The following is a 22,751-nucleotide window of genomic DNA, read 5'->3' on the forward strand; positions in this document are numbered from 1 at the left end:
AGACAACGCAGTTGATGTCTTAATCACATCGGCTTCTTGTAGTCGGTTATTTATTGATCCCGAGCTTTTTACCCATCCGATATAAGTTCCCACGATCCATTTGTAAAAACTCCGCTGCTTTTGCCCAAACCCCACCAGTTTGGCTCAAAGCATGTTCAATTAAATCACGTTGATAACTTTCTATTAGCTCTCGCATTGGCTGGCTTTCTTTAGGCAGATAATGCGATGTGTTTTTTACATCATCGAGAGCCAATGAGGTGTCGAAATGGTTAAGCATGATCGTGCTTGCGCCTTGTTGAATGGCGTGTAAAGCCGCGCGAGTTAAAGTGTGTTCGAGCTCGCGTACGTTTCCGTACCAAGGTGAAGACTCCAGTTGAGCCAACACCTTAGGGTGAACGTGCAGGTTGGGCGCATTAAATTGTTGGCGTACTTTTTCTAACAGGTATCCTGCTAAAACGGGAATATCCCCGTCACGGGCACGCAGTGGGGGGACTTGGATTGGGAACACGTTTAAACGGTGGAAAAGGTCTGCTCGAAACGTGCCAGCTTCGACCTCTTTTTCTAATTGTCGATTGGTCGCGGCGATGATGCGCACATTGACCATCAAATGCTGATCGCTACCCACACGTTGCAGCTCGCCTTGCTGAATTACGCGCAGCAATTTTGCTTGCAAAATCATAGGCAGTTCGCCCACTTCATCAAGGAAAATCGTTCCACCGTCTGCCAGTTCAAACTTACCGGCACGGTGGCTATTAGCACCTGTAAATGCGCCTTTGACATGGCCAAACAGTTCACTCTCAGCCAGACCTTCAGGCAGGGCCGCACAGTTGACGTAAATCATCGGCTTATCGCTACGATGAGATTGCGCGTGTACCGAGTGCGCGACCAGTTCTTTACCAGTACCGGTCTCTCCTGTGATAAGTACTGCGTAATCTGATTGAGCAACAGTCGCAATGTTGTTTCGTAACTGGTTGATCTGTAGACTCAAACCCACCATTTCTCCATGTTGAGAACGGGCTTGCTGGATAAGGGTTTGAGTGACGCTTTTTTGCTTCTGGTTTTGCGCTTTGAGCGCTTTTAACTGAGCAATGTTACGCAATGTCGCAGCGGTCAAAGCCGCAAAGGTTTCGATAGCGACAGGATCGATGCTATCAAACGCGCCCACCGTTAGTGCATCCATAGTTAGTGCGCCAACAAGTTGGCCTTCGACATACAAGCTAAAGCCCATGCAATCGTGAACATCAATGCATTGGTCTTCAGTTAATAGTGTGCCGTCGAAAGGATCCGGCAGTGAACAATCGGCATCGAAACGCACCGGTTCACGGCTATGAATAATGGCATCTAAGCGAGGGTGCGCCTTGGGGAAATAGCGACGACCTAAGACCGAGCTGGATAAGCCTTTTACCGCGACAGGAGTTAGAAAACCATCCTCATCGAAGATAAACAGGCAGCTCGCATCACATGGGAATACTTGCGCGACCCCATCAATGAGGTTTTGATATTGCTGCTCGTGAGAGCGATTTGAGCTGAGGTTTAGCGCGATATTAAGGAGTACGTGGTCAACAGTCGGAGTCATAACAAGCCCAAAGTTATCTGGAATGGGCTCATGCTAGCAACTTGATGTCATTTGAACATCGAAAGGTGTGGGAGATTGATGTTCCATTGACGACGATCAAGTTTGATACGAAAAGAAACGCGCAAGTTAACAAGCCAGTGATGTAAGCTTGCGCGGGTTAGGTGTTTGAATTAAAGCAGGCCAAAGGTTTGGTTCGTCCGAATTAACGAGGAACGACTCTGGCGTCATTACCAGAAACATTGATTTGGACCGCTTGGCCTGGTTGGAAAATCATGTTTGGATTTGCTTCTTGAACAATAGAGATAATCTTTCCGTCCTCTAAACGAATGGTCAGATTCACGCCATTTCTTTTCGCGGTTGCTTCAGCCGCTTTGCTGCCTGCATAGCCACCCAATAGACCACCACCAATGGCAGCGATATCCGAGCCAGAACCGCCCCCAACTTTTGAGCCTAAGATCCCGCCCACGGCAGCACCAGCGATGGTGCCAATGGCATTGGATTGGGTAGTGGCATCAATGGTTACGGGTTCTACTTTTTCTACTGTGCCGTAGTAAACCTGCTGAACTTTGCGAGTGTCGGATGAGCCGTATGCATCTCCGTACGGGTTAGGTGAGCTACAGCCGCCAAGCACGAGCGCACAAGTAATGGTGAGCAACATGCCTAAATTAATCTGTTTTTTCATATAGCCTCCGAATGGTTTCTTCATTCAAAGAGTATATACCCCAATTTAACCTGCGTTTTGGTGCTTTATAAAACAGTGGCTTAGCGGCTTGTCCCTTAAGGAAACGCGATTGTCTAAGCAGTATTAATGATCGTTAAGCGTATGAAACCCTGAATAAATACGTGTAAAAGTAGTAAACCAGCATGCCGCGCCAAAGATATACGCGATGACGGCAAAGTGTTGCGGTAGCAAACAAAATAAAACCAAGCAGCCAATGGTTTCTGTACCTTCGGTTAAGCCGCTCATGTAGTAAAGCGATTTGTTTTTATATACCGGATTATCGATGCCTTGTTTTCCTGCCATGATGGCAAAAGCCAAAAAGCTACTACCAGTGCCGATGAAGGAAAAAATCAAAAATGCGCCTGCAACGGCATTGTGCTCTGGGTTGGCAAGCACAAAGCCAAAAGGAATCAACGAATAGAACAAAAAATCTAAGCTGATATCAAGAAAACCACCCGCATCGGTAATGCCTTGAATCCTCGCCAGTGCACCGTCTAACCCATCACAGATTCTGTTCAGCAAAATAAACAGCAACGCCAACAAGTACTGTTCGGCGATCAAAGCCGGCAGGGCAAAACAGCCAAGTACAAAACCAAACACTGTCGTCTGATTTGCAGTGATACCACATTTATCGAGATATTTCGCACTGAGTGCCAGCGGTTTGCGGATGAGCTTTATACTCAGGCTATCAAGCATGATTTGTCTCCCACGGCCAGTTTAGGCAGCTGCTGCCATCAGGAATATCGTCTTCATCGTGCGTTACCATCAAAGTAGGGATGTTCGCTTGCTGCAATTGTTCGACCACCCAATTGCGAAATTGCACGCGCAGGTCTTTATCCAGCTTGCTATAGGGCTCATCAAGTAGCGCAACTTTTGGCTTTGCTAGCAGCATACGAGTCAATGAGATACGGGCACGTTGCCCTCCCGAAATTTGGTCAGGAAAGGACTCTGCTAGTTTGGTCAATGAAATGTTCTTCAGTGCTTGCATAGCGTGAGCTTTACGCTCTTCACCTTTGATTGAGTTTGGTAGCGCGAAGGCAAGGTTCTCCCACACCGTTAAATGAGGGAAGAGCAAATCTTCTTGGAATAGAATACCGACCTGACGCTTATGGGCAGGGAGGGCATCCAACTTTTCGTTATCAAGCGTAATGGATCCAGAGTAGTTGAACTCGGCGGATAGGTGCCCGGCAATGGCATCCAACAAAGTGGATTTACCACAACCGCTAGGCCCCATCAGGGTAACGATTTCACCTTTTTCTACGGTCATGTTGAACGCTGAAAAAAGCGCGTCGCCATTGGTTTTACGGATGGCGAGGTTTTCGAGACAAAGACTCATTCAGTAGTAAACCTTTTATAGACAAGCGGCGATACTTCCTGTGCAAGTGGCTAAGCAGTATCGCAAAAGAAAAGAACAAGAATGGCAGCAGAGCTTGCCAAATGGCGTAAATAGCGGTGACACGTCGGTCAAAACCACTGGATAGTGCAACGGCTTCGGTTGTGATGGTGCTAATGCGCCCAGCCCCTAGCACCAATGTTGGTAGGTATTGCGCCAGGCTGACACTAATACCGACAGCCCACGCGAATGCAATTGCAGGCAGGAGGATTGGCAGTTTCACTTTTAACCAAGCTTGCATCGGTGATTTACCCAAGCTGAGTGCGACGCGAGTTAAGCCGTTATCGAAGCTGCGCCACGGACCGTCTAGCGAGAGGTAAATAAATGGGAACGCAAAGAATACATGCGCCCAACATACCCAAAAGAAATACGCATTACTGTTTAAGTACAGCGTCACTACTTGCATACCGAATAGCACGGATAGCTGAGGAATCAGCATTGGGATGGCGATGATGTAACCGGGCACCTGCCAGCGATAACGGAGACGATACTCATGTGCTATTAAAGCAAGAACTAGCGCGACAGTCGCGCTGATTAGGGCGATTGACATACTTTGTTCTAGAGTCCCTAGAATACTGTGCCATTCGTATTCCCAAAAACGCAGGCTGTAACGGCTTGGGAGCAAATCTGGAAAGCGCCAACGTTGGGCAAAGCTCCACAGCACCATGAGTGGAATCATTAGAAGTGCAAGTAGCGCGACCAGTGAAAATAGGGTTTTACCGGGTAAACGAAACCCGTTTCGACCAGAGTACTGCCAGCGTTTGAAGCCTTTGGTAATACACCATTCCATTAAGCGTGCAAATCCAATCAAAACGCTAGCGATCGCAAACAGTATTACTGCGCCAGCGGCAGCTCTTGGTAGGAGCGATAAATCTGGATCGTTAAACCATTGCCATACCAAAACCGCAAACGTGGGTGGGTTGGTAGGGCCAATAATCAGGGCGACATCGACAACGGACAAACTGTAAGCCAATACCGCCAGCATTGGGAAACGAAGTTTTGCTAACCATTGCGGAAATACGCATTTCCACCACGCTTGCGCGGAACTGTAGCCCATCGAGTGACTGACTTTTTCAACCTTATCGACTTTCAATTGCTGAAGGATCGGAATACTCATCAACAATAAAAACGGCACTTCTTTAATCGCAAGTATGATGATCAAACCGAGTGCATGTGGGTCCTTAATCAGCAATGCTAAGTCATTCACCGTTTGTGCATTCGGGTCGTAACCAAACAGTTGGTTGAGAACACGAACGCCCATACCAGTTGGGGCAAACAAGAACGCAAAGCCAATTGCAAACGCGACGTGCGGCATCGCGAGAAGTGGGGAAAGGCTAACTTCAATTTTTCGCCAAAACTTACTGCCCCAAGAGGCTTGTAGAATTGCAAATGCGATGAAGCAAGCCAAGTAGCTACTGAAAATGGCGGAGTAGAAAGTAAGCCCGATGGATGTCCAAACACCTTCCCAATCAAAGACGGCATTGAAGCCATCAAAAGAAAAGTGGTGTAGACCGATAGGAGGTACATAACCGAGCGCAGAGACCACCACTCCAAGTAGTCCCGGAATGGTAGGCAAAATACAAACTGCGATAATGACTAAATACAGCGCTCTTAACATGGATTCTTACTAATTCCCGTAGCGTTTCAACCATTCTTTTTCCAACGCCGCTTGCCAACTTGGATGTGGCTCAGCGATAGATTTGAATTGTTGAGTGTTTTTGGCCGAACCAGTTAAGTATTGGTTGCTTAGTACCGAAGGGTCGCCCCAGATGTTTAGGTTACCTTTGCGAGACTGTGCTTCAGGGCTCAATAAAAAGTTTATCGCAACTTGTGCACCAGCACTGGCATTTGCGTTCCAAGGAATCGCTAAAAAGTGGATATTTGAGAGTGCTCCTGCGTCCATTGCGTACGCTTTGGTGCTCTCTGCAAGATTACCGCTCGACTGCGCAGAGAAAACCGCGTTCGGGTTAAAGGTAATCGCCAGGTCAGTCTGACCATCATCTAGTAGCTGAAGGGTTTCTGCTGTACCGCCTGGAAACTGCTTACCACCGCGCCAAGCGACTTTATGGAACTCATCTAGATAAGACCACAGCGGTTGAGTGACTTGCTCAAACGTGTTATCGGTAACTGGTTGTTGCAGCTCAGGGGCGTTGTTAGACAGTTCAATGAGTAATGCTTTGATAAAGCTTGTGCCATGAAACTCTGGTGGTCGAGGGTAAGTCAGGCGATTCGGGAACGCTTTTGCATAGCTCAGCATTTCTGCGAATGATTTTGGAGGGTTATGGAGGGTTTGCTCGTCATGGATAAACACTAATTGTCCTACTCCCCAAGGTGCTTCTAGACCTTCTGTTGGCTCGGAGAAGTCCACATCAATTGGTAGAGATTTATCCACATATTGCCAGCTTGGCAAACCTTCGACAAAAGGACCAAATAGCAATTGGTTATCCTTCATTGATTTGAAGTTTTCGCCATTGATCCAAACCATATCAACACTGCCACCGCTGTTTTTGCCTGCCGCTTTTTCTGCGATAAGTCGAGTAGTGGTCTCAGAAATATCAGTTACTTTAACGTGGTTTAGCGTCACGTTATAACGTGATTTTAGCTCTCTACTCGCCCACTGTATGTAGCGATTAATTTCTTGGCTTCCGCCCCAAGCATGAAAGTAGACGGATTGCCCGTCGGCTTGTTGTTCGATTTTTTGCCATTCGCTATTCACTGATGAATCGGCAAAAGAAGGTGTCGCAAAAGTCGTGGCTAAAATGCCAATGCTGCTGAGTAGCTTTTTCATATCTATTCCGTGTTATGTCTTTTGGTGCTTGCTTTCGTTTCTATTGACGTTTTCGCAAGTCGTTCCGCTCTGTTACAAGGATAGTAATTCATCTCTCTCTATTATCAATGCCAATCCCAAACGGAATCACTCATTGATTCAAAGAATTACTCTCAATGTGAAGCAAAACGAATAAAGGACAAATTTGGTGTCATTTTAGGAGCGGACCGTTTGTTTGAGGATATTCTTTCAAGTAATTGAAAATTATTGTCCCCAGAGATATGAATAGGTTGTTTTACAGAGCAAAATTGATGTCTAAAGCATGGAATTGAGGGCGAAAAGAGAAAGAAAGTTGGCCATTTAAATGACTTTAGCATGCATGACTAACGATTCATCGATATAAAAAAAGCAGCCGTTTGGCTGCTTTAAGATACTATCTGGTTTACTTAGTTGGGATTAGTTTACCCAGTCACGTAGTGTAAACGTCAATTCGTGATCGGCACTTTTCAGAACAAGACCATCTTTAGTTAGCGTGATATCGCTCCAGTTAGATAGTGTTTGTGTCATTGCGTTTTCGATCTTCATTTGATCTTCCATACACATCTTCATGGTCATGCCCATTTTTTCGATGCGTAGTTGGTTGTTTTTCAACTCGGCTTGACCGAAGAAGTTGTTACAACCTGCGTTGCCGTTTGCGGTTAGATTTTCACCGATTTCTAGGCGAGCCGCTTTTTGGTGTTCGTCTAGAACGATATTTTTGCCATCAACTTGAACAAGTTCCCAGTTGTGGTGCTGCAAATCTTGAGCCGTTATTTCTTTCACATCATCACCGTTGCTAGCACAAGCAGTCATAAGAACAGGGAGAGAGATTGCTGTAACTAACGTTTTTAGGCTAAGCTTCATTTTATAGACTCCGTTTTTATAAACGCGGTAAGTATAAGTAATAAAACACTGTTTTTGTCAGCATAAGGTTATGGTTTCGTATGTTTTTGACATAACGAAGTATATAGCAAGTTTTGTTGCTGACTAATCTTCTCATTATTTAAACTAGGCCAATACGCCCTAATATGGAAAGAGCGGTTTTAGTATGGAGCAACTGGAGTTTTTTACTGTCCCAAGCCCTTGTGTTGGAGTATGTACCTCCGATGAAAAAGGGTATTGCAAGGGGTGTATGAGAAAGAGAGAGGAAAGGTTTAATTGGCTTAACTTAACCCCCGCTCAGCAGTTGCACGTTATTAAGTTGTGTCGTCAAAGGTACAGAAGAAAGATGTTGGCCGGGAAGACGAAGCCAGAACAGCTTCAAGATGAGTCATCGCCTCAACAAGACTTATTCTAGAATTCTTGTTCAGTCTGTGGGGTTACGCCTTCGCTTTCGGTTCTGATTAGGCTTTTACATATTCCCGGTCCGGCAAGGTGTCCTTTAAGAACCGGGAATCTCCTATCCATTTTCCCTATAGAGCGGTAATTGGCGTTATTTCATCGACCAACGGTCGCTAACCCAGCCTCCCGCTTGTTCGTCGAAGTGATTTCCTGAAAATCGATGATTGAATTCAACATCTAATTTACTTGTTGGGCGTTCATCCATCAGTTGATGAATATATCTCGCCATAGGATCCGTACAAGCTTCACGCTCTCTACGGGTAACTACTTCTTTGATCATTTGGAGTCTGTAGCTATTGCTGGCTCGTTTCATTTTTGACCTCCAGAACTCGATGGCAGCAGTTTGAACACATTGACGTCCAGATCGCTGCTCATTAGTGTGCGCGTGGAGGCACATCACCATCGTTTGAAGTCCAAAGACAAATTGTTTGAGAGCAGTGTTTGTAACGCCATTCACATCTTTCTCAGAATCATTGACTATGCTATTAAAAATGTTTCGCGAAATTTAGCCGATGAACCTGCATATTTAAAAGACCTTATCAAACATAGAAGCCCAACACAGGGGCGTCAATAACACAAATGAACAATTTTTGAACATATTGTGAAGGTGGAGAGTTTTCAGTAATTTATCGAAAATAAAAAACCGAAGCACAAAGCTTCGGTTTTGAGGAAAGCCCTGACGAAATTGCTTGTAAAAGCTCTTAGTGCCAGGGGGAAGGTGTTTAGTATTAGCTACCAGATGCAGGACAGCCTTTTACTGGTTGGCCATTACTGAAGTATTTGATGTTCTCTAAGTTCTTGTCGTAGTTATCCGCAGAGATTTGTGGGTTGTTTACGAAGAACTCGCGCAAAACGTATGCATCAGTTAGCTGTGTAGATTGAACATCGATGATTGGATAGTTATCGCCACCAGCAGCACTGAAGCTGATTACAGAGAATGTGTACGTTTCGTTTAGATCGAAGCCTTTATTGTTAATATCGGTAATGGTTACTGAGCCAGCATCACAATTTACATCTAAAGTGATGTTATCTAGTTGAGCGTAAGCACCAGACCCTGCAGATTTCGTCGCAACCACGTCTAGGTATTCTTTAACTTCTTTACCTGTCATAGTTGCTTTAGTCACGAAGTTACCAAATGGCTGAACCGTTAGTACGTCACGGTAAGTGATATCACCATCTTGGATTGAATCACGCACGCCGCCAGAGTTCATCACACCAAAGTCAGCATTTACCGTTTTGTAAGTACGGTATGCCTCGCCGAGTAGGTGACCTAGGTTAGTTTGTTGAGAGCGAACTACGTTACGATCACCTTCTAACTTACCCGTCGTATTAGAAATCTTCTCATCTAATAACTCTTGACCTTGTTGTTGGTATGGCAGTAGTAACGCTTTTACTGTTGCATCTTGTTGAATTCGTTCACCGATAACTTCATCGTTTTCGTCTAGAAGGTTTACAGGAATCAGTGCGTAGTTCGCTAAGTGAAGCTTGCCGTCGTAGTATTCGAAGTCAGCACGACCCACATATTTACCCCACTCATGCGCTTGCATAATCCAAGTGCCTTTTTGTTGGTCTGGGGCACAATCATCCCCAGGTTTGAAATCAGCATACTCATTGGTACCTGGTTCCATACATACAGGGTTTTGCGAGTGACCACCGATGATAGCGTTTAGCTGTCCTTCTTCAAGAGAGCGAGCGAGTTTCACGTCACCTGGTGCTTCACTACCGTTTTTACCATCTTCGTAGTGACCCATGTGCGTCGTTGCAAATACTAGGTCTACCTTTTCGTTCTCTTCGATTTCCTTCAGTACCTTTTTGATTTCTACTTGAGGGTCTTCAAAGTGGATGTTTGATACGTTGTCTGGATTGACTAGCTTCGCAGTGTCTTGCGTTGTTAGACCAATAACAGCGATCTTAAGGCCGTTGATAGTAAATACTTTGTAAGGGTCGAAGTAACGCTCGTTTGTATCTTTTTTATAGATATTCGCAGCCAGCATAGGGAAGTCAGCTAGCTCGGCTTGCATATCGAGAATATCTAGTGAGTTATCAAATTCGTGGTTACCGACAGCCATTGCATCGTAACCAAGTAGGTTCATCCCTACGAAGTCTGGAACCGCATCTTGCATGTCTGATTCTGGTACACCGGTATTAATATCACCGCCAGATAGCAGAATGGTTTCACCGCCTTTTGCTTCGACTTCTGCGCGGATAGATTCGATTAAAGTGTGACGCGCAGCCATGCCGTATTCGCCGTCGCTGTTATGCCAAAAGCGACCATGGTTATCGTTAGTGTGGAGAACGGTGAACTTAGTACAAGAATCTGCAGTCTCGCAGGTTACTGGAGAATTGTCGCTGTCTGAGCCGCATCCTGCTAGCGCAGCGCCCACTGCCACTACCAAAAGAGATTTGGAAAACTTCATAAGGGATCCTTTCTTTGTGATTTTGTTATTGTTACGGCGTGAAATATACGGAATTAATGTGAAACTTTAGTGATCTATCTCTTATTTATACTTCTATCGGAGAAATGAATTAATAAGCCTGCAAACTACGTCTATAAATAAACAGAATTGGTATTTAGTATTTATTTTGTATCGCTAGCTCTATTTTTTGTGAGGTAGTTAATTGAATGTGTGTTGTTTGTGTGAATCAATGCGCATTTTTGCGAAGTATTACGCTGATTTTGGTGATTATTTTGCCAAGTTTATGTTTTTCCTAATAGGTATGACACAAATCGTTATAAATTTTCGCTCTAATGATGAGGGGCTCGGTTTGTATGCATAATGAACAGCACAGAGCTTAAACTCATTTGATCATGGCTTTATTCTGCCAAACTCTATCAAAAATTGTATTTATCTCTTTACTATAATTGCGATCGTTTAGAAACCTTATGCTTTAGGCATCGTTTATTTATCCTCATCCGATACCTTATCGTGCTTATTCCGCATTTGACACTCGAGTGTTTAAACAAATAGATTCAACCTAATGAGTCAAAATGAAAAGTAAATAATGGATCGTTCTTCTTCGAATATTATGATGTGAACTATCATTTAATTAATGAAAATGAAATAGATTAATGTAAAGCGTTGCGACTGTAGCCGTTATCTTTGAGCTTTGGTTTAAAGGGTAGGGTTAAAAGAATTTGTAAGTGGTGAACGCTAATAAAGGATGCTTATGAGATACACAGTAAGGGACGCACTCAAAAAGGAAGCAGCCCAAATCGCCAAGATACACGTTGATTCTTGGCTGGTGGCGTATAAAGGATTAATGCCAAAGAGCTACATAGAGCAGTTTACGATTGAGCGTCGAGAAAGGATGTGGGCACGAGTGATGACGGAGCAACTGGCCCAATTGATCGTAGTTGAGAGGCAAGGAGAAATTGTTGGCTTTTTAAGTTACGAGTTACCTAACCACACCAGCGAAGATAAAACGGCATTAGTGACATGTTGCTACGTTACGCCGCTACATTATGGGCAAGGAGCAGGACGTGCACTGTTAGATGAGTTAGAGACACGTTTGCTCTCTACGTCAGTTATGCAGATCAGTTTGAAAGCACTGGATACTAATCAACAGGGGCTTAACTTTTACAAGAAGTGTGGTTTTGTGCGTACTGGAGAGGAAGAGTCGGAAGTGATTGAGAGTATGACGCTGACCGATCTCACTTTAGTGAAGTATATTGCCCGCTCATAAATCAAATGCTATATGCTAAATATAGTAAAACCCCGGAGGTGGTAAGACTCCGGGGTTTTGAAATTTTTTAGATGTCTCGGTTGGTAAGTCCGATTATCTTTTATGCAAAAGGTTTGGATTTAATCCGATTAATTCCTTGGTAGGGAATTAGATGCGGATGAAGTCCATGTGTTCAACTTTTGGCTTGAACGCGTGACGTTGAACGTCTTGTGGCTTAACTTTAACTTCTTTGCCATCGATAACTAGAACGATACCTTCGTAGAATTCAGGCTTGTCCATTTGGTTTACGATGTCGTCGTGGTTAAGAACGATAGCTACTGCTGCTTCTTCACCGCCGTATACAACTGCAGGGAATTTGCCAGCGTGACGTAGGCGGCGGCTCGCACCTTTACCTAGTTCAGTACGTACTACTGCTTCGAATTTCATAGTATTTACTCTCAAATTAGTAAAAATCAAATGTTCACAATCAACAATGCGACCTTGTTGTTCGTGGTAAAGCTTGAAACAGGAACTGTTCAAGCGAGCGCGGATACTATCATTCCAATTATAAATGGGCAACCCAAATCGTATCCAAATCAACAAAAAGGTATGATTTAGCGGGGTGGAAGGCTATCCCTTTTAACGCTTTGCTTGGATTTTGTTCACATCGACTTCATTTTCATCGGTTTACTGATCATGGTCCGAAAAACAAAGTTTATGTGTTATATGCTTTATGTTCGGCTGAGATGTAAGACTAAAGATGCTTTTAATCCACCTAAAGCGCTTGTATCCAATGTTAATTGACCTCGGTAACTGTGTGCCATTTCACTGACTATGTTTAGACCAAGACCTGAGCCAGGGGTTGTTTCATCCAATCTAACTCCTCTCTTGATTACTTGACTCAGTTTCTCTTTAGGGATGCCTGGCCCATCATCTTCAATAATGATGTGTATATTTTCCTTATCCTGAGAGGAGTGCACACGAATCATGCTGTTGGCCCACTTATAGCCATTTTCTAGCAAGTTACCTAGCATTTCATCGAGATCGGTCTGCTCTACTGCTACATTCAGCTCTGAATCAAGTTCATTAATTAAGGTAATGCTTCGGCTCGCATACACTTTATCAAACGCCATTGAGATAGCATCCACACGATCTGCTGGGTTCGACTTCACTGATAATATGTTCATCGATCCGGCCATACGGGCACGACCCAAATGGTAATCGATATGGTCTTGTATTTGATTGATTGGAGCTCTGAGACGGGATTGTGCCTCAGGTTCTAACGTCTGAACTTCATTTTTTAGAACAGAAAGTGGCGTTTTAAGTGCATGAGATAGGTTACCTGCATGATTGCGAGCTCTCTCTAGTAATTCTTGGTAATGGAACAGCAGAGCGTTGAGGTCGAAGATTAGAGGAGAAATCTCTTTTGGGTAGGTTTCTTCTAGACTCTTTTTATTACCAGACTTCAGCTCGGCTAATTCTTTTTGTAGCTTTGTAAGAGGACTCAATGACCAAGCAATTTGCAGTAAAATGACGGTAAGTACGCCCGCGAATAATAAACCCAAAATAAGCCAAAGTTGGCCGATTAACGTTTGAAGGGTATTTTTAATGGGCTCTTCGTCAATACCAATAATAATGTGAATAGGACCATCGTAATCAGGAAGATACAGTGCTTTTTCTAGCGTAATTAGTTTTTCGCCTCTTGCTCCATACGCATCTTTATCCAAACCTTTGTATTCGATTTTTTTGTCCCACAACGAACGAGAACGTTCGAGGCTTGCCTCTGTAGAGGCACTCCAATACAAACCACTGTAAGGTCGGTTAAATCGAGGGTCTGATAGCTGAGCTGCGAGTGAAAGATGCCCGGTGTTATCGACTTCTAACTGTGCTGCGACTTCATCCATAAAAATGCTGAGCTGTGAGCGAGTGTCATCAACCATATAGTTGTAGACCTGCGTCGGTATCGTCACACCAGCGGCGAGGATCATTGCCGTTAACCAAACGATCGCCGCTAAAACGAGGCGACTTTTGATACTCAGTCGTTTTATTGCGTTCAACGGTAGCCTGTTTCTATTCGGCATTTAATTGGTATCCCAACCCTCGGACAGTTTTGATGATCTTTGGTGCGATTTTTTTGCGAATTCGGCCGATAAAAACTTCGATTGTGTTGGAGTCACGATCAAAGTCTTGTTTGTAAATGTGCTCGACGAGTTCGGTTCGAGAAATCACTTTTTCCGGGTTATGCATAAAGTAAGCGACCACTTTATACTCTAGCGCCGTCAAGCTTACCGCTTGACCTTGCCACATGACTTTAGAAGTGCGTGTATCCAAGCTCAAGTCGCCAATTTGCATCACAGGAGAGGCATTACCAGAGGCTCTTCGAAGCTGTGCACGAATACGAGCGATAAGCTCAACCATTTCAAATGGTTTAGTTAGGTAATCGTCTGCACCTGCGTTTAAGCCTTCAACTCGCTGCGTTAGGGTGTCGCGAGCGCTTAAAATCACGACAGGAGTATTAATGTTTTCATCTCGGATGCCTTTTAGGACGGTAAGACCATCCAGTTTTGGCAAGCCGAGGTCAAGAACAATGGCGTCCCATTCTTCCGAAGTCGCGCGATACAGAGCGTCTATGCCATCTTGGGACAATTCTGGTACCCAGCCGGTACTTTCTAATGTTTCGATGATTTGCTCGCCTAAACGAGGATCATCTTCAACAACAAGTATTTTCATATTGATGATTCTTATTATGTTTGGATTTTTATCGAAGTAAGCTACGCATCGCGTCTGGATTACGCATTAGACAAGTTTAGTTGTTTTGCGGCTTTAACGCTTTGTTAAAGCTGCGACCTTTGATCTCAAGCATTTCCAGCGTGGCGGCGTCGTACTCAACTTTCAGGACGCTGTTATTGTACAGAATTTTCAATTCATACACCCAAGCATCATCATCTTCTTCAAGCTCGACCTTGATGATGCGGCCGTATAAGTCGTTTTCGACTGCGGCGTAAAGTTCCGAAAATGGTCGTATATATCCTTGTTGAACCGCGCGATAGACCTCATCTTGATCTTCATCGAATTCGATGCGTGTTCCTGGCTTTTCGACATCTTGCACGATGGCGTGGCCATTTTGTGATGTGTACTCGTTGTCATGCTTGGCAAAACTTGGTGCACACATAAATGTTGCAATAAGGCCGAAAAGTAACGCAGAATGTAGAGAAGTCGTTGCTTTATACATAGTCAAACCTTTTCTGGAGCGTTAGCCGCAGTATATCGGATATAGATGAACAGAGAGTGAATCAGCTAATTAAGTTTTGCCATGTGTTGTGGATGTTATTTCAACTCATCTTCAAAAATTTTATCTCGCAGCTTCCAAAAGCGACCAGATTTTCTAGCAATAACAAACTGAGGCAAACGGAAACGATGTTGATTAGCGACAACGCGTGTCGGTGAAGCCTCTTCAAAAGGGCGATGCTTGTCTGCTAAGTGGGGGCGTACGAACTGATCTTTAAACGTTTGTTTTTGTTTTTTGGTACTCAATGACCAAAACTCATGAACTAACGCATTGCCTTCGCCTTGGTATGGTTCACCAGAATACGTCACTTTTAGCTGAGATTTACCATCACTGGACTTAAATACAGATAGGTCCATTTCTGTGCATTCAAAGATTAATGCATCTTTGAGATTAAGGGCTTCTTTTAGCTTTTTATCTGGGTCAACGAGCGTCGCGTCACACTCATGACAAATTCGTGCAGCGATATCGTTGTCCGCACCACATTCACCACAGTATTTGGCACGAAAACGGTAGCCACAGTGTTCACGTTCGCCTGTGTCTTCATCTTCAAAGTAACCTTGGCAACGTCTGCCAAAGTGTTCAACCAAGAAACCGTTACTATCCAACTTACCCCAGAAGTTGTTATTGAATCCGCAAGCCGGGCAAGGAATCGTGATAATTTCACTGTCAGAGTCTGGTTTGGGATCACCGACTTCAGGTTGGTATAAATCGTAGCTGTTGCCTGCGTAATCAAGCACTAAACATTCTGATTTTCCGTCTGATAAGCGTAATCCTCGTCCTACTATCTGCTGGTACAGACTGACTGACTCTGTTGGTCGCAAAATCGCGATTAAATCGACATGCGGCGCATCAAAACCGGTTGTCAGTACCGAAACATTGACCAAGTATTTTATTTGACGATTCTTGAACGCTTGGATGATCGCATCGCGCTCCGGCGTAGGTGTATCACCAATGACGATTTCAGTTTCGCCTTCTGGCAATAGACTGTGGATCTCCTGTGCGTGTCGAACAGTTGCAGCGAAGATCATGACCCCTTGGCGCTCTTTCGCATATTGCATGATTTGCTCAACAATTTGTGGAGTCGCACGTTTGGCTTTATCGATCACCATGTCCATTTCTGCTTCTTTGTAGCGTCCGGTGTTAGCGGGCTTCAGTTGAGAGAAGTCGTAAGACAAAACGGGCGCATCCATCATGCGGGCTGGAGTGAGGAAGTTTTCGTCGAGCAAGTAACGGATCGGCAGTTCGAAAATACAATCGCGGAAGAATCGAGGCTCTTCGGTTCGCACTTGACCTCGGGTGTGATACTGATAAATCCAGCCCATTCCTAAACGATAGGGCGTTGCAGTTAGTCCCAGCACCTTAATGCCAGGGTTCAGTTCTCGTAAGTGAGTAATAACTTTTTGGTAGCTGCTGTTTTTGTCATCTGGCACACGATGGCACTCATCAATAACGAGCAGAGAAAACTGGTTTTTGAACGAATCTAAGTTACGTACGACCGATTGAACCGAAGCAAACACGACTTGCTGGTCAGTTTCTTTTCGTCCCAATCCTGCTGAGAAGATGGAACCTTTTAAACCATAACCTTCATACTTTTCGTGGTTTTGCTCGACCAGTTCTTTTACGTGGGCGAGGACTAACACTCGTCCTTTCGCAAGGCGAGCAAGTTCTGCGATCACCAAGCTTTTTCCTGCACCGGTTGGCAGCACGATCACTGCTGGTGTCGAGTGTTTACGAAAGTAATGAATAACGGCTTTAACCGAGTCGGCTTGATAAGGACGAAGTGTGTACATGAAAATATGTGAAATTGCTCAACTATTCGAACGAGGAACGCTATAATACCTGACTTTTATACCCAAGTGACCTTTAAACCAATATTTAGAGGTCACTTGGGTATAATTCAATGAGGTATTCATGCGTTTAGATAAATATTTGTGTGACGCTCTAGGTGCAACACGCAAACAGGCAACAAAGATCATCAAAAGTGGAGACATCACCGTTGACGGTGAGGTTCAAAAAAGTGGTGCATTTAAAGTACCTAAAGGTGCGGAAGTGATGTGGGAAGACCGTGTTATTGGTGCTCCTGGTCCTCGTTACATTATGTTGTATAAGCCTGCTGACTTTGTTTGTTCACATGAAGATGGCTACAACCAAACTGCATTCGCATTGCTTGATGAACCTAAAATTGAAAACCTTCACTTTGCGGGCCGATTAGATGTCGACACAACTGGTTTAGTGTTGATTACGGATGATGGTAAGTGGTCTCACCGTATTACCTCACCTAAGCATAAGTGTGAGAAAACGTACCGTGTTTGGCTCGTCGATGCTATTCAGCCAGATTACGCGGAAAAGCTCGAACAAGGCATCATTTTGCGCAATGAATCAGAAGCAACATTGCCCGCTCGTTTGGAAATCGTGAACGAGGCCGAGAATGAAGTATTGTTAACTATCGTGGAAGGTAAGTATCACCAAGTGAAACGTATGTTCGCGGCGTTAGGAAATAAAGTTGAGTACTTACATCGTGAGCGTATTGGTTCTATCGAACTTGATGAGGCACTAGAACCAGGTGATTATCGCTACCTCACGCAAGAAGAAATTGATTCTATTTGGAATTAATTGTCGGCATGGGAAATTCTTTAGTTCCTAATAGGAACTAGTCTTTTGGTAGGAATTGGCTCAAAATAAATTTTCCTACCAAAATTAGTGCCTAGACAATTCCGGTGTGCTTACTCATCTCAGTGATATGCCTTTGCATTTAGCTGATGCATGCATACTCTTATTGCAAAGCCTTCGGCTACGGTGAATGGAATGATGGTGTCAACGCCATCATTTTTACTGCATTGTGTTTGTTTCCCATAAACACATTTCGCTTTCACATGCTTTTCTATGTCGAGTTCGTCAAGGTCACACCTTGGTACATATTTGCCCTTATGATTCTCGAACGTTGGATAGAACAGGTTTTTGGCTTCTACATTCAGCGTTATGAGAACTTCCGTTATTTTCACTTTGTTCTGCAAGTATTGACGGTAGGGCTCCAACAAGAGGTAAAAGAATGACAGAAAAAGCTCAAAGTGCTCCGCAATCCCAAATCAGTTTTCTATTGTTTCTGGTACTAGGAGCGATTGGTGCTTTGACGCCTTTGGCGATCGATATGTATTTGCCTGCGATGCCGACAATTGCGAAAGATTTGGGGGTCGCGCCTGGCGCGGTTCAGATTACGTTGACGGCTTATACGGCGGGTTTTGCGATCGGCCAGTTAATTCACGGGCCGCTTGCCGATAGCTTTGGTCGCAGACCTGTGTTGATTTTAGGCGTACTTTTCTTCGGCTTGGCTGCTGTTGTGAGTGCGACAACAAATGGCATTGATGCGCTGACCTATGTACGTACGGCACAAGGTTTTGCTGGCGCGGCAGCGGCGGTCATTATCCAAGCTGTCGTGCGTGACATGTTTGACCGTGAAGACTTTGCACGCGCAATGTCCTTCGTTACTCTGGTCATTACTATTGCGCCGTTGGTGGCACCGATGATCGGTGGCCATCTCGCGATTTGGTTTGGTTGGCGTTCCATTTTTTGGGTATTAGCTATTTTCGCTGTAGTCGTGATTTTTCTCGTACTTTGGAAAATCCCTGAAACGTTACAGCCTGAAAATCGTCAGCCTCTTCGTTTCCGCACGACGCTGAGAAACTACGCCAGATTATGCTCCAATCCTGAAGCGATCGGTTTGATGCTCTCAGGTGCGTTTTCATTTTCCGGAATGTTTGCATTTTTGACGGCGGGTTCGTTTGTTTATATTGATTTATATGGTGTTCGACCAGACCACTTTGGTTACCTATTTGGTTTGAACATTGTGGCGATGATCATCATGACCAGTATTAATGGTCGCTTGGTGAAGAAAGTTGGTTCCCATGCCATGCTTCGTTTTGGGTTGTTCGTGCAACTTTTGGCGGGGATTGGTTTATTCGTAAGTTGGTTAATGGACTTCGGATTATGGGGCATTGTGCCTTTTGTTGTGCTGTTTATCGGTACATTGTCGACGATAGGTAGTAACGCGATGGCGCTGCTTTTAAGTGGTTACCCATCAATGGCGGGTACGGCGTCGTCTCTAGCGGGGACATTAAGATTCGGTATCGGTTCATTGGTTGGTGCGCTGGTGGCATCACTGCCCGGGAATGTTGCTTGGCCGATGATCATCGTGATGTTTGCTTGTTCTGTGCTTTCAGCACTGTTTTATTGGACTTTAGGAAGAAAGGCGTAATGTCGAATTACACCAAAGAAATTCAAAACTTGGTTAACTCAGCACTTGAAGAGTTAGATCAAGAGCATCGCTCAGGTAAGTTAGCCAATGCCCCTGTTGCGAATAACCATTATTTAGTGCGTTGGGTAACAAAGGCGCTAAAATCACAACGTTTCGGACGTACGGTGGGCGATGACTTAACGCGTTGGCAAAAAGCCGGTCGCTCAAAGGGGAACGATGCTGGTTTGTTGTTTATCTTTAAACGTATTTCCGCTTTTTATGCGCAATTCTTCCCTGAAGGTGAAGACTCCAAAGTGTTCAAAGATTCAGATATTGAGTCTTTTCTTGATTTGATGGAGCAAGCAGGCTGGGAAGTCTCAACGTCTGAGCAACTGATTGGGTGCGGCAAAGTACAAATCTTCACTGAAGGTCAAAACTCTTTAGCGTTATGTGCAGACCAATGCGAAAGCTGTTTTGATGGCGAGTTGCTCGTAAAGCCAATGAGTTGGTTTGTGCGTGGCAATCATGCTGAGTTTGTTGAGAAAGCAGCGCAAGCGGGCTTTATGGTTCATAAGGTAACAGACTACAAATCGATGGTGAAATACCATGGCGAGTACCTTATTTTTCCAGCAAACGAAGGCAACCAGTTAGCCGAAATTCCACTCTCGTTCAAAGCTGACTAAAGTGACATTTTGAGTGTTTAGAAGCCCCTGTTATTGGGGCTTTTTGTTTTCTAAACGGTTTGCTTCTTTCGCGATGGCTTTGACCATGCCTTTAAATATGAAGAGATGGGCTGGCATCATTGCAAACCAATAAAGCAGCCCAAGAAACCCTTGCGGGTGCCACCAGGCGGTAATATCCAGCTCTCGTTCGTCACCGAGATCTTTGATGGTAATTTCTAAACGCCCAAGGCCTGGGCCTTTCATACCAAAAAACAGTGAAAGAAACTGATTGTTATCGCAGCGAATCACTTTCCAAGAGTCAATAAAATCACCGACTTTAAGCTCTGGTCCAGGAGGAGAAACGCGAATCGGTTTTCCGCCACCAAAAAAGATATCGAGCCATTCACGTGTACGCCACAAGATGTTGGCAAAGTAATAGCCTTTTTCGCGACTCCCGATCTTTTGCGCCACTTTCCATAATGCCGCAGCGGAGGCATGAGTTTTAATGCTCGCTCCAGCTTGTTTTGGGTAATAGCCATATCCTGGTTGCCATCGACGAAGCGCTGCGGGTTCAAACCCCCAGACATTACTGCGTACAAATGTGCCTTCATCTTGAATGGTATCAGTTACCGCTTGCTCGTAGCTGATCAGCGTTTGAGGAAATCGTTCTTCAATCGCTTTGGAGTCTGCAATGTAGTCGTGCTCTAAGCCCGCAAGTAATGCTTTACCGATACTAGTTGGCACTGAGGTAACTAAACCTAGCCAGTACGATGCCATTTTCGGAGTAAGTAGCGGGGTCGACCACAGCCGATACGGCTTGTTCGTGATTCGGCAAATGACTTTGAACTGTTCGCGGTAGCTAAGTGTATCTGGCCCACCAACTTCATAAATTTGACTTTCTTCTGGAGAGGGGGCTTCTGCTAACTTCAACAAATAGTGGTTGAGATTGGGCAAGGCAATAGGGTTCGCTTTTGAGTCGACCCATTTAGGCGCGGTCAAAATAGGTAAGTTGTAGACAAAGTCACGCATGATTTCGAAAGCGGCAGAGCCGGGGCCGATGATAACGCCAGCACGCAATTCAGTTACTGGAATACCAGACTGTCGAATTATTTTTCCCGTGGCTTTACGAGCGGCTAAATGGCGAGAGTTTCCGGTTTGAGGTTGAATGGCGCTCAAATAGATAACATGCTCGACGGAGCTTTGTTCCAACGCAAATTTGAAGTTCAAAGCAAGGTTTAGTTCGTACTCAACAAAGTCATCACCTTGAGCCATCCCGTGCACGAGAAAAAATACTAAATCAAAATCGTTCACTACAGCCTTCGTGGTCTCTGCGTCAGCCAAGTCGAGATACCTTAACGTTAAATTAGGGTGAGGCTGAGTTCTTGACTCTAAATAATCAATATGTCGCGCCGCTGCTGTGACGGCGTAACCTTTATCTAAAAGTAACGGAAGAAGTTGAGAGCCAATGTAACCCGAGGCGCCTAGCACCAACACCTTTTTCATTATCTGTCCTTTTATCGTTGGTGGAATAAACACCACAGAGTATAATCATGAGACACTTTCCCCATTCTATCAATAAGTTGTCGTTGGAGCGCTTGTGACTTTTCTTTCTCAACTCTCAATACACGCAGATAAAGCATTCTTACGTCGTTTATTTGCAATCGCGTTACCAATTACACTGCAAAGCATGATGTTTTCAAGCCGAAGCCTCGTCGATGTTCTTATGCTTGGTCAACTTGGTGAAGCTGAAATTGCCGCAGTTGGAGTTGCTGCGCGCGCGACTTTCGTCACCACCATCATGTTAGTTGGGGTGACAACGGGCGGTGCGTTGTTAACCGCTCAATATTGGGGGGCTGGCGATAAAGTTGGGGTGCGTCGCAGTACCGCTTTAACATGGATGATCGCAATGATGTTTGCTGCGATTGCTGTTGCTTTGTTTGTTGTTTTTCCACAACTCATCATGAGCTTGACTACCGATTCACAAGAAGTGATTGAATTAGGGGCCAGCTATCTCATTATTTCGTCGGTTAGCATGTTTGCTGTTGCATGTGTGGCCAGTATGTCGGTGGGCCTAAGGGCGATGCACCAACCAGGCCTAAGCACTTTTTTTAGTGGTATAGGCATTTTATCTAATGTTTTTCTTAACTGGGTTTTAATTTTTGGTCAATTAGGCTTTCCTGCTCTGGGTATTACGGGAGCAGCGATCGCAACGGTAATCAGTGGCGCGATCGAAGTAGGTTGCTTGTTTGGTTATCTATGGTTGAAAAAACACATAATCGCATTTGGTTGGGATGATATACGCGCAGGATTGGTCTTAGATAAAATTACGCGTTTCTTGAGCCTCTCTTTGCCAACCACATTTAACTTCTTGGCGTGGGCTGGTGGGCTGTTTGCTTATCACGCCATCATGGGGCAAGCAGGCGTACAAGGTTTGGCGGCACTTTCCGTAATGACACCTGTTGAGTCGATCGCATTGGCGATGATGATTGGCTTATCGAATGCGGCTGCAGTTCTAGTCGGGAACCAGCTCGGCGCTCGTAATTTTGAACCCGTTTATTATCAAGCATGGGCTACGGTCATTTTGAATGTGCTTATCGCATTTGTGGTCGCCATCTTGTTGATAGTGTCAAATCAATGGATCCTTAATGCGTTTAGTGCACTGACAACAGACACTCGCGAGCTAGCTGAACAGTTTATGGTGATTCTAGCGTTGGGTGTCGTGTTACGCTCGGTGCCGATGATGGCGATTGTTGGTGTATTACGCGCGGGCGGTGATGTTAAGTTTTGTTTGTATCAAGACATCTTGGCGCAGTGGGTGATCGGGATTCCACTCGCAGCATTTGCAGCGATTTATCTCAATTGGGACCCACAATGGGTTTACTTACTCTTTTTGACGGAAGAAGTTGTGAAGTGGGCGATTTGCTTGCCAAGAATGGTTAGCCGAAAATGGATGAAAAACCTGATTGGCCAGTAAGGAGGAACAGAGTTTATTTTGGCTGCAAAAATCTGCTCAAAACGTCAACAAAATTAGCAACAGAAAGTGAATCGAGTTGCATTTGTACTTCCATA

Annotated in this window: 22 protein-coding genes; 7 read left to right on the forward strand and 15 right to left on the reverse strand. The window is 44.7% G+C overall.

Going from position 1 to position 22,751, the window contains the following annotated elements; genetic code table 11:
- Positions 1–46 precede the first annotated feature (46 nt).
- The 7 genes from norR to R7040_RS01140 form a co-directional block, all read right to left on the reverse strand.
- Positions 47–1,576 (reverse strand): nitric oxide reductase transcriptional regulator NorR, encoded by a 1,530-nt coding sequence (gene norR / locus R7040_RS01110; protein ID WP_318081263.1) that lies wholly within the window; start codon positions 1,574–1,576, stop codon positions 47–49.
- Positions 1,577–1,778: 202 nt separating this feature from the next.
- Positions 1,779–2,258 carry a glycine zipper 2TM domain-containing protein gene (locus R7040_RS01115; RefSeq protein WP_318095235.1) on the reverse strand — a complete coding sequence of 160 codons (480 nt, stop codon included), beginning with the start codon at positions 2,256–2,258 and terminating at the stop codon, positions 1,779–1,781.
- 123 nt (positions 2,259–2,381) lie between these two features.
- Positions 2,382–2,993, reverse strand: coding sequence for a CDP-alcohol phosphatidyltransferase family protein (locus R7040_RS01120; protein WP_054577935.1), 612 nt, complete (start codon positions 2,991–2,993; stop codon positions 2,382–2,384).
- Complete coding sequence (locus R7040_RS01125; protein WP_065274385.1) at positions 2,986–3,633, reverse strand: ATP-binding cassette domain-containing protein; 648 nt, start codon at positions 3,631–3,633, stop codon at positions 2,986–2,988. The genes R7040_RS01120 and R7040_RS01125 overlap by 8 nt, the downstream gene beginning before the upstream one ends.
- A complete protein-coding gene (locus R7040_RS01130; protein WP_318081262.1) occupies positions 3,599–5,308 on the reverse strand; it encodes a thiamine ABC transporter permease in 1,710 nt (569 codons plus the stop codon). Before R7040_RS01130 ends, R7040_RS01125 begins: the two co-directional genes overlap by 35 nt.
- Positions 5,309–5,317: 9 nt before the next feature.
- Entirely contained in the window at positions 5,318–6,478 is a 1,161-nt protein-coding gene (locus tag R7040_RS01135) for an ABC transporter substrate-binding protein (protein WP_158173801.1), read from the reverse strand.
- 435 nt (positions 6,479–6,913) lie between these two features.
- Entirely contained in the window at positions 6,914–7,360 is a 447-nt protein-coding gene (locus tag R7040_RS01140; protein WP_005378077.1) for an META domain-containing protein, read from the reverse strand.
- Between the two features lie 184 nt (positions 7,361–7,544).
- Here R7040_RS01140 and R7040_RS01145 point away from each other — a divergent pair, with 184 nt between their 5' ends.
- Positions 7,545–7,793: a DUF1289 domain-containing protein gene (locus R7040_RS01145; protein ID WP_005378062.1), complete on the forward strand. Its 249-nt coding sequence runs from the start codon at positions 7,545–7,547 to the stop codon at positions 7,791–7,793.
- 135 nt (positions 7,794–7,928) lie between these two features.
- On the opposite strand, the gene R7040_RS01150 is transcribed toward R7040_RS01145, so the two are convergent.
- Positions 7,929–8,150, reverse strand: a complete 222-nt coding sequence (locus tag R7040_RS01150) for a hypothetical protein (RefSeq protein WP_005386686.1) — start codon at positions 8,148–8,150, stop codon at positions 7,929–7,931.
- Positions 8,151–8,565: 415 nt separating this feature from the next.
- On the reverse strand, positions 8,566–10,254 hold the full coding sequence (ushA, locus tag R7040_RS01155) for a bifunctional UDP-sugar hydrolase/5'-nucleotidase UshA (RefSeq protein WP_238952272.1): 1,689 nt from the start codon (positions 10,252–10,254) through the stop codon (positions 8,566–8,568).
- 751 nt (positions 10,255–11,005) lie between these two features.
- On the opposite strand from ushA, the gene R7040_RS01160 reads away from it, so the two are divergent.
- Entirely contained in the window at positions 11,006–11,521 is a 516-nt protein-coding gene (locus R7040_RS01160; protein ID WP_213967375.1) for a GNAT family N-acetyltransferase, read from the forward strand.
- A 147-nt stretch (positions 11,522–11,668) separates the two neighbouring features.
- Here R7040_RS01160 and rplY read toward each other — a convergent pair whose 3' ends face one another.
- From rplY to R7040_RS01185, 5 genes are all read right to left on the reverse strand, one after another.
- A complete protein-coding gene (gene rplY, locus R7040_RS01165; protein ID WP_005378066.1) occupies positions 11,669–11,947 on the reverse strand; it encodes a 50S ribosomal protein L25 in 279 nt (92 codons plus the stop codon).
- Between the two features lie 284 nt (positions 11,948–12,231).
- On the reverse strand, positions 12,232–13,581 hold the full coding sequence (locus R7040_RS01170) for an ATP-binding protein (RefSeq protein ID WP_005378071.1): 1,350 nt from the start codon (positions 13,579–13,581) through the stop codon (positions 12,232–12,234).
- Positions 13,571–14,230 (reverse strand): response regulator transcription factor, encoded by a 660-nt coding sequence (locus tag R7040_RS01175; RefSeq protein ID WP_005378073.1) that lies wholly within the window; start codon positions 14,228–14,230, stop codon positions 13,571–13,573. The genes R7040_RS01170 and R7040_RS01175 overlap by 11 nt, the downstream gene beginning before the upstream one ends.
- Before the next feature lie 76 nt (positions 14,231–14,306).
- Positions 14,307–14,672: a PepSY domain-containing protein gene (locus R7040_RS01180; protein ID WP_372036143.1), complete on the reverse strand. Its 366-nt coding sequence runs from the start codon at positions 14,670–14,672 to the stop codon at positions 14,307–14,309.
- Between the two features lie 155 nt (positions 14,673–14,827).
- The gene (locus R7040_RS01185; protein WP_171344595.1) at positions 14,828–16,579 is read right to left on the reverse strand and encodes a DEAD/DEAH box helicase; all 1,752 of its coding nucleotides are present in this window, start codon (positions 16,577–16,579) and stop codon (positions 14,828–14,830) included.
- A gap of 121 nt (positions 16,580–16,700) precedes the next feature.
- Here R7040_RS01185 and rsuA point away from each other — a divergent pair, with 121 nt between their 5' ends.
- From rsuA to R7040_RS01205, 4 genes are all read left to right on the forward strand, one after another.
- Positions 16,701–17,402, forward strand: coding sequence for a 16S rRNA pseudouridine(516) synthase RsuA (rsuA, locus tag R7040_RS01190; protein WP_005388670.1), 702 nt, complete (start codon positions 16,701–16,703; stop codon positions 17,400–17,402).
- 146 nt (positions 17,403–17,548) lie between these two features.
- On the forward strand, positions 17,549–17,842 hold the full coding sequence (locus R7040_RS01195; RefSeq protein ID WP_005378057.1) for a hypothetical protein: 294 nt from the start codon (positions 17,549–17,551) through the stop codon (positions 17,840–17,842).
- Positions 17,839–19,041, forward strand: a complete 1,203-nt coding sequence (locus tag R7040_RS01200; RefSeq protein ID WP_017820848.1) for a Bcr/CflA family multidrug efflux MFS transporter — start codon at positions 17,839–17,841, stop codon at positions 19,039–19,041. The genes R7040_RS01195 and R7040_RS01200 overlap by 4 nt, the downstream gene beginning before the upstream one ends.
- The gene (locus R7040_RS01205) at positions 19,041–19,703 is read left to right on the forward strand and encodes a DUF2913 family protein (RefSeq protein ID WP_005378053.1); all 663 of its coding nucleotides are present in this window, start codon (positions 19,041–19,043) and stop codon (positions 19,701–19,703) included. Before R7040_RS01200 ends, R7040_RS01205 begins: the two co-directional genes overlap by 1 nt.
- Positions 19,704–19,733: 30 nt before the next feature.
- On the opposite strand, the gene R7040_RS01210 is transcribed toward R7040_RS01205, so the two are convergent.
- Entirely contained in the window at positions 19,734–21,185 is a 1,452-nt protein-coding gene (locus tag R7040_RS01210) for a DUF2867 domain-containing protein (protein WP_213967377.1), read from the reverse strand.
- A gap of 94 nt (positions 21,186–21,279) precedes the next feature.
- On the opposite strand from R7040_RS01210, the gene R7040_RS01215 reads away from it, so the two are divergent.
- Positions 21,280–22,656, forward strand: coding sequence for an MATE family efflux transporter (locus R7040_RS01215; protein ID WP_213870495.1), 1,377 nt, complete (start codon positions 21,280–21,282; stop codon positions 22,654–22,656).
- The last annotated feature ends 95 nt before the right edge of the window (positions 22,657–22,751 follow it).

The organism is Vibrio sp. 1069, assembly GCF_033340555.1.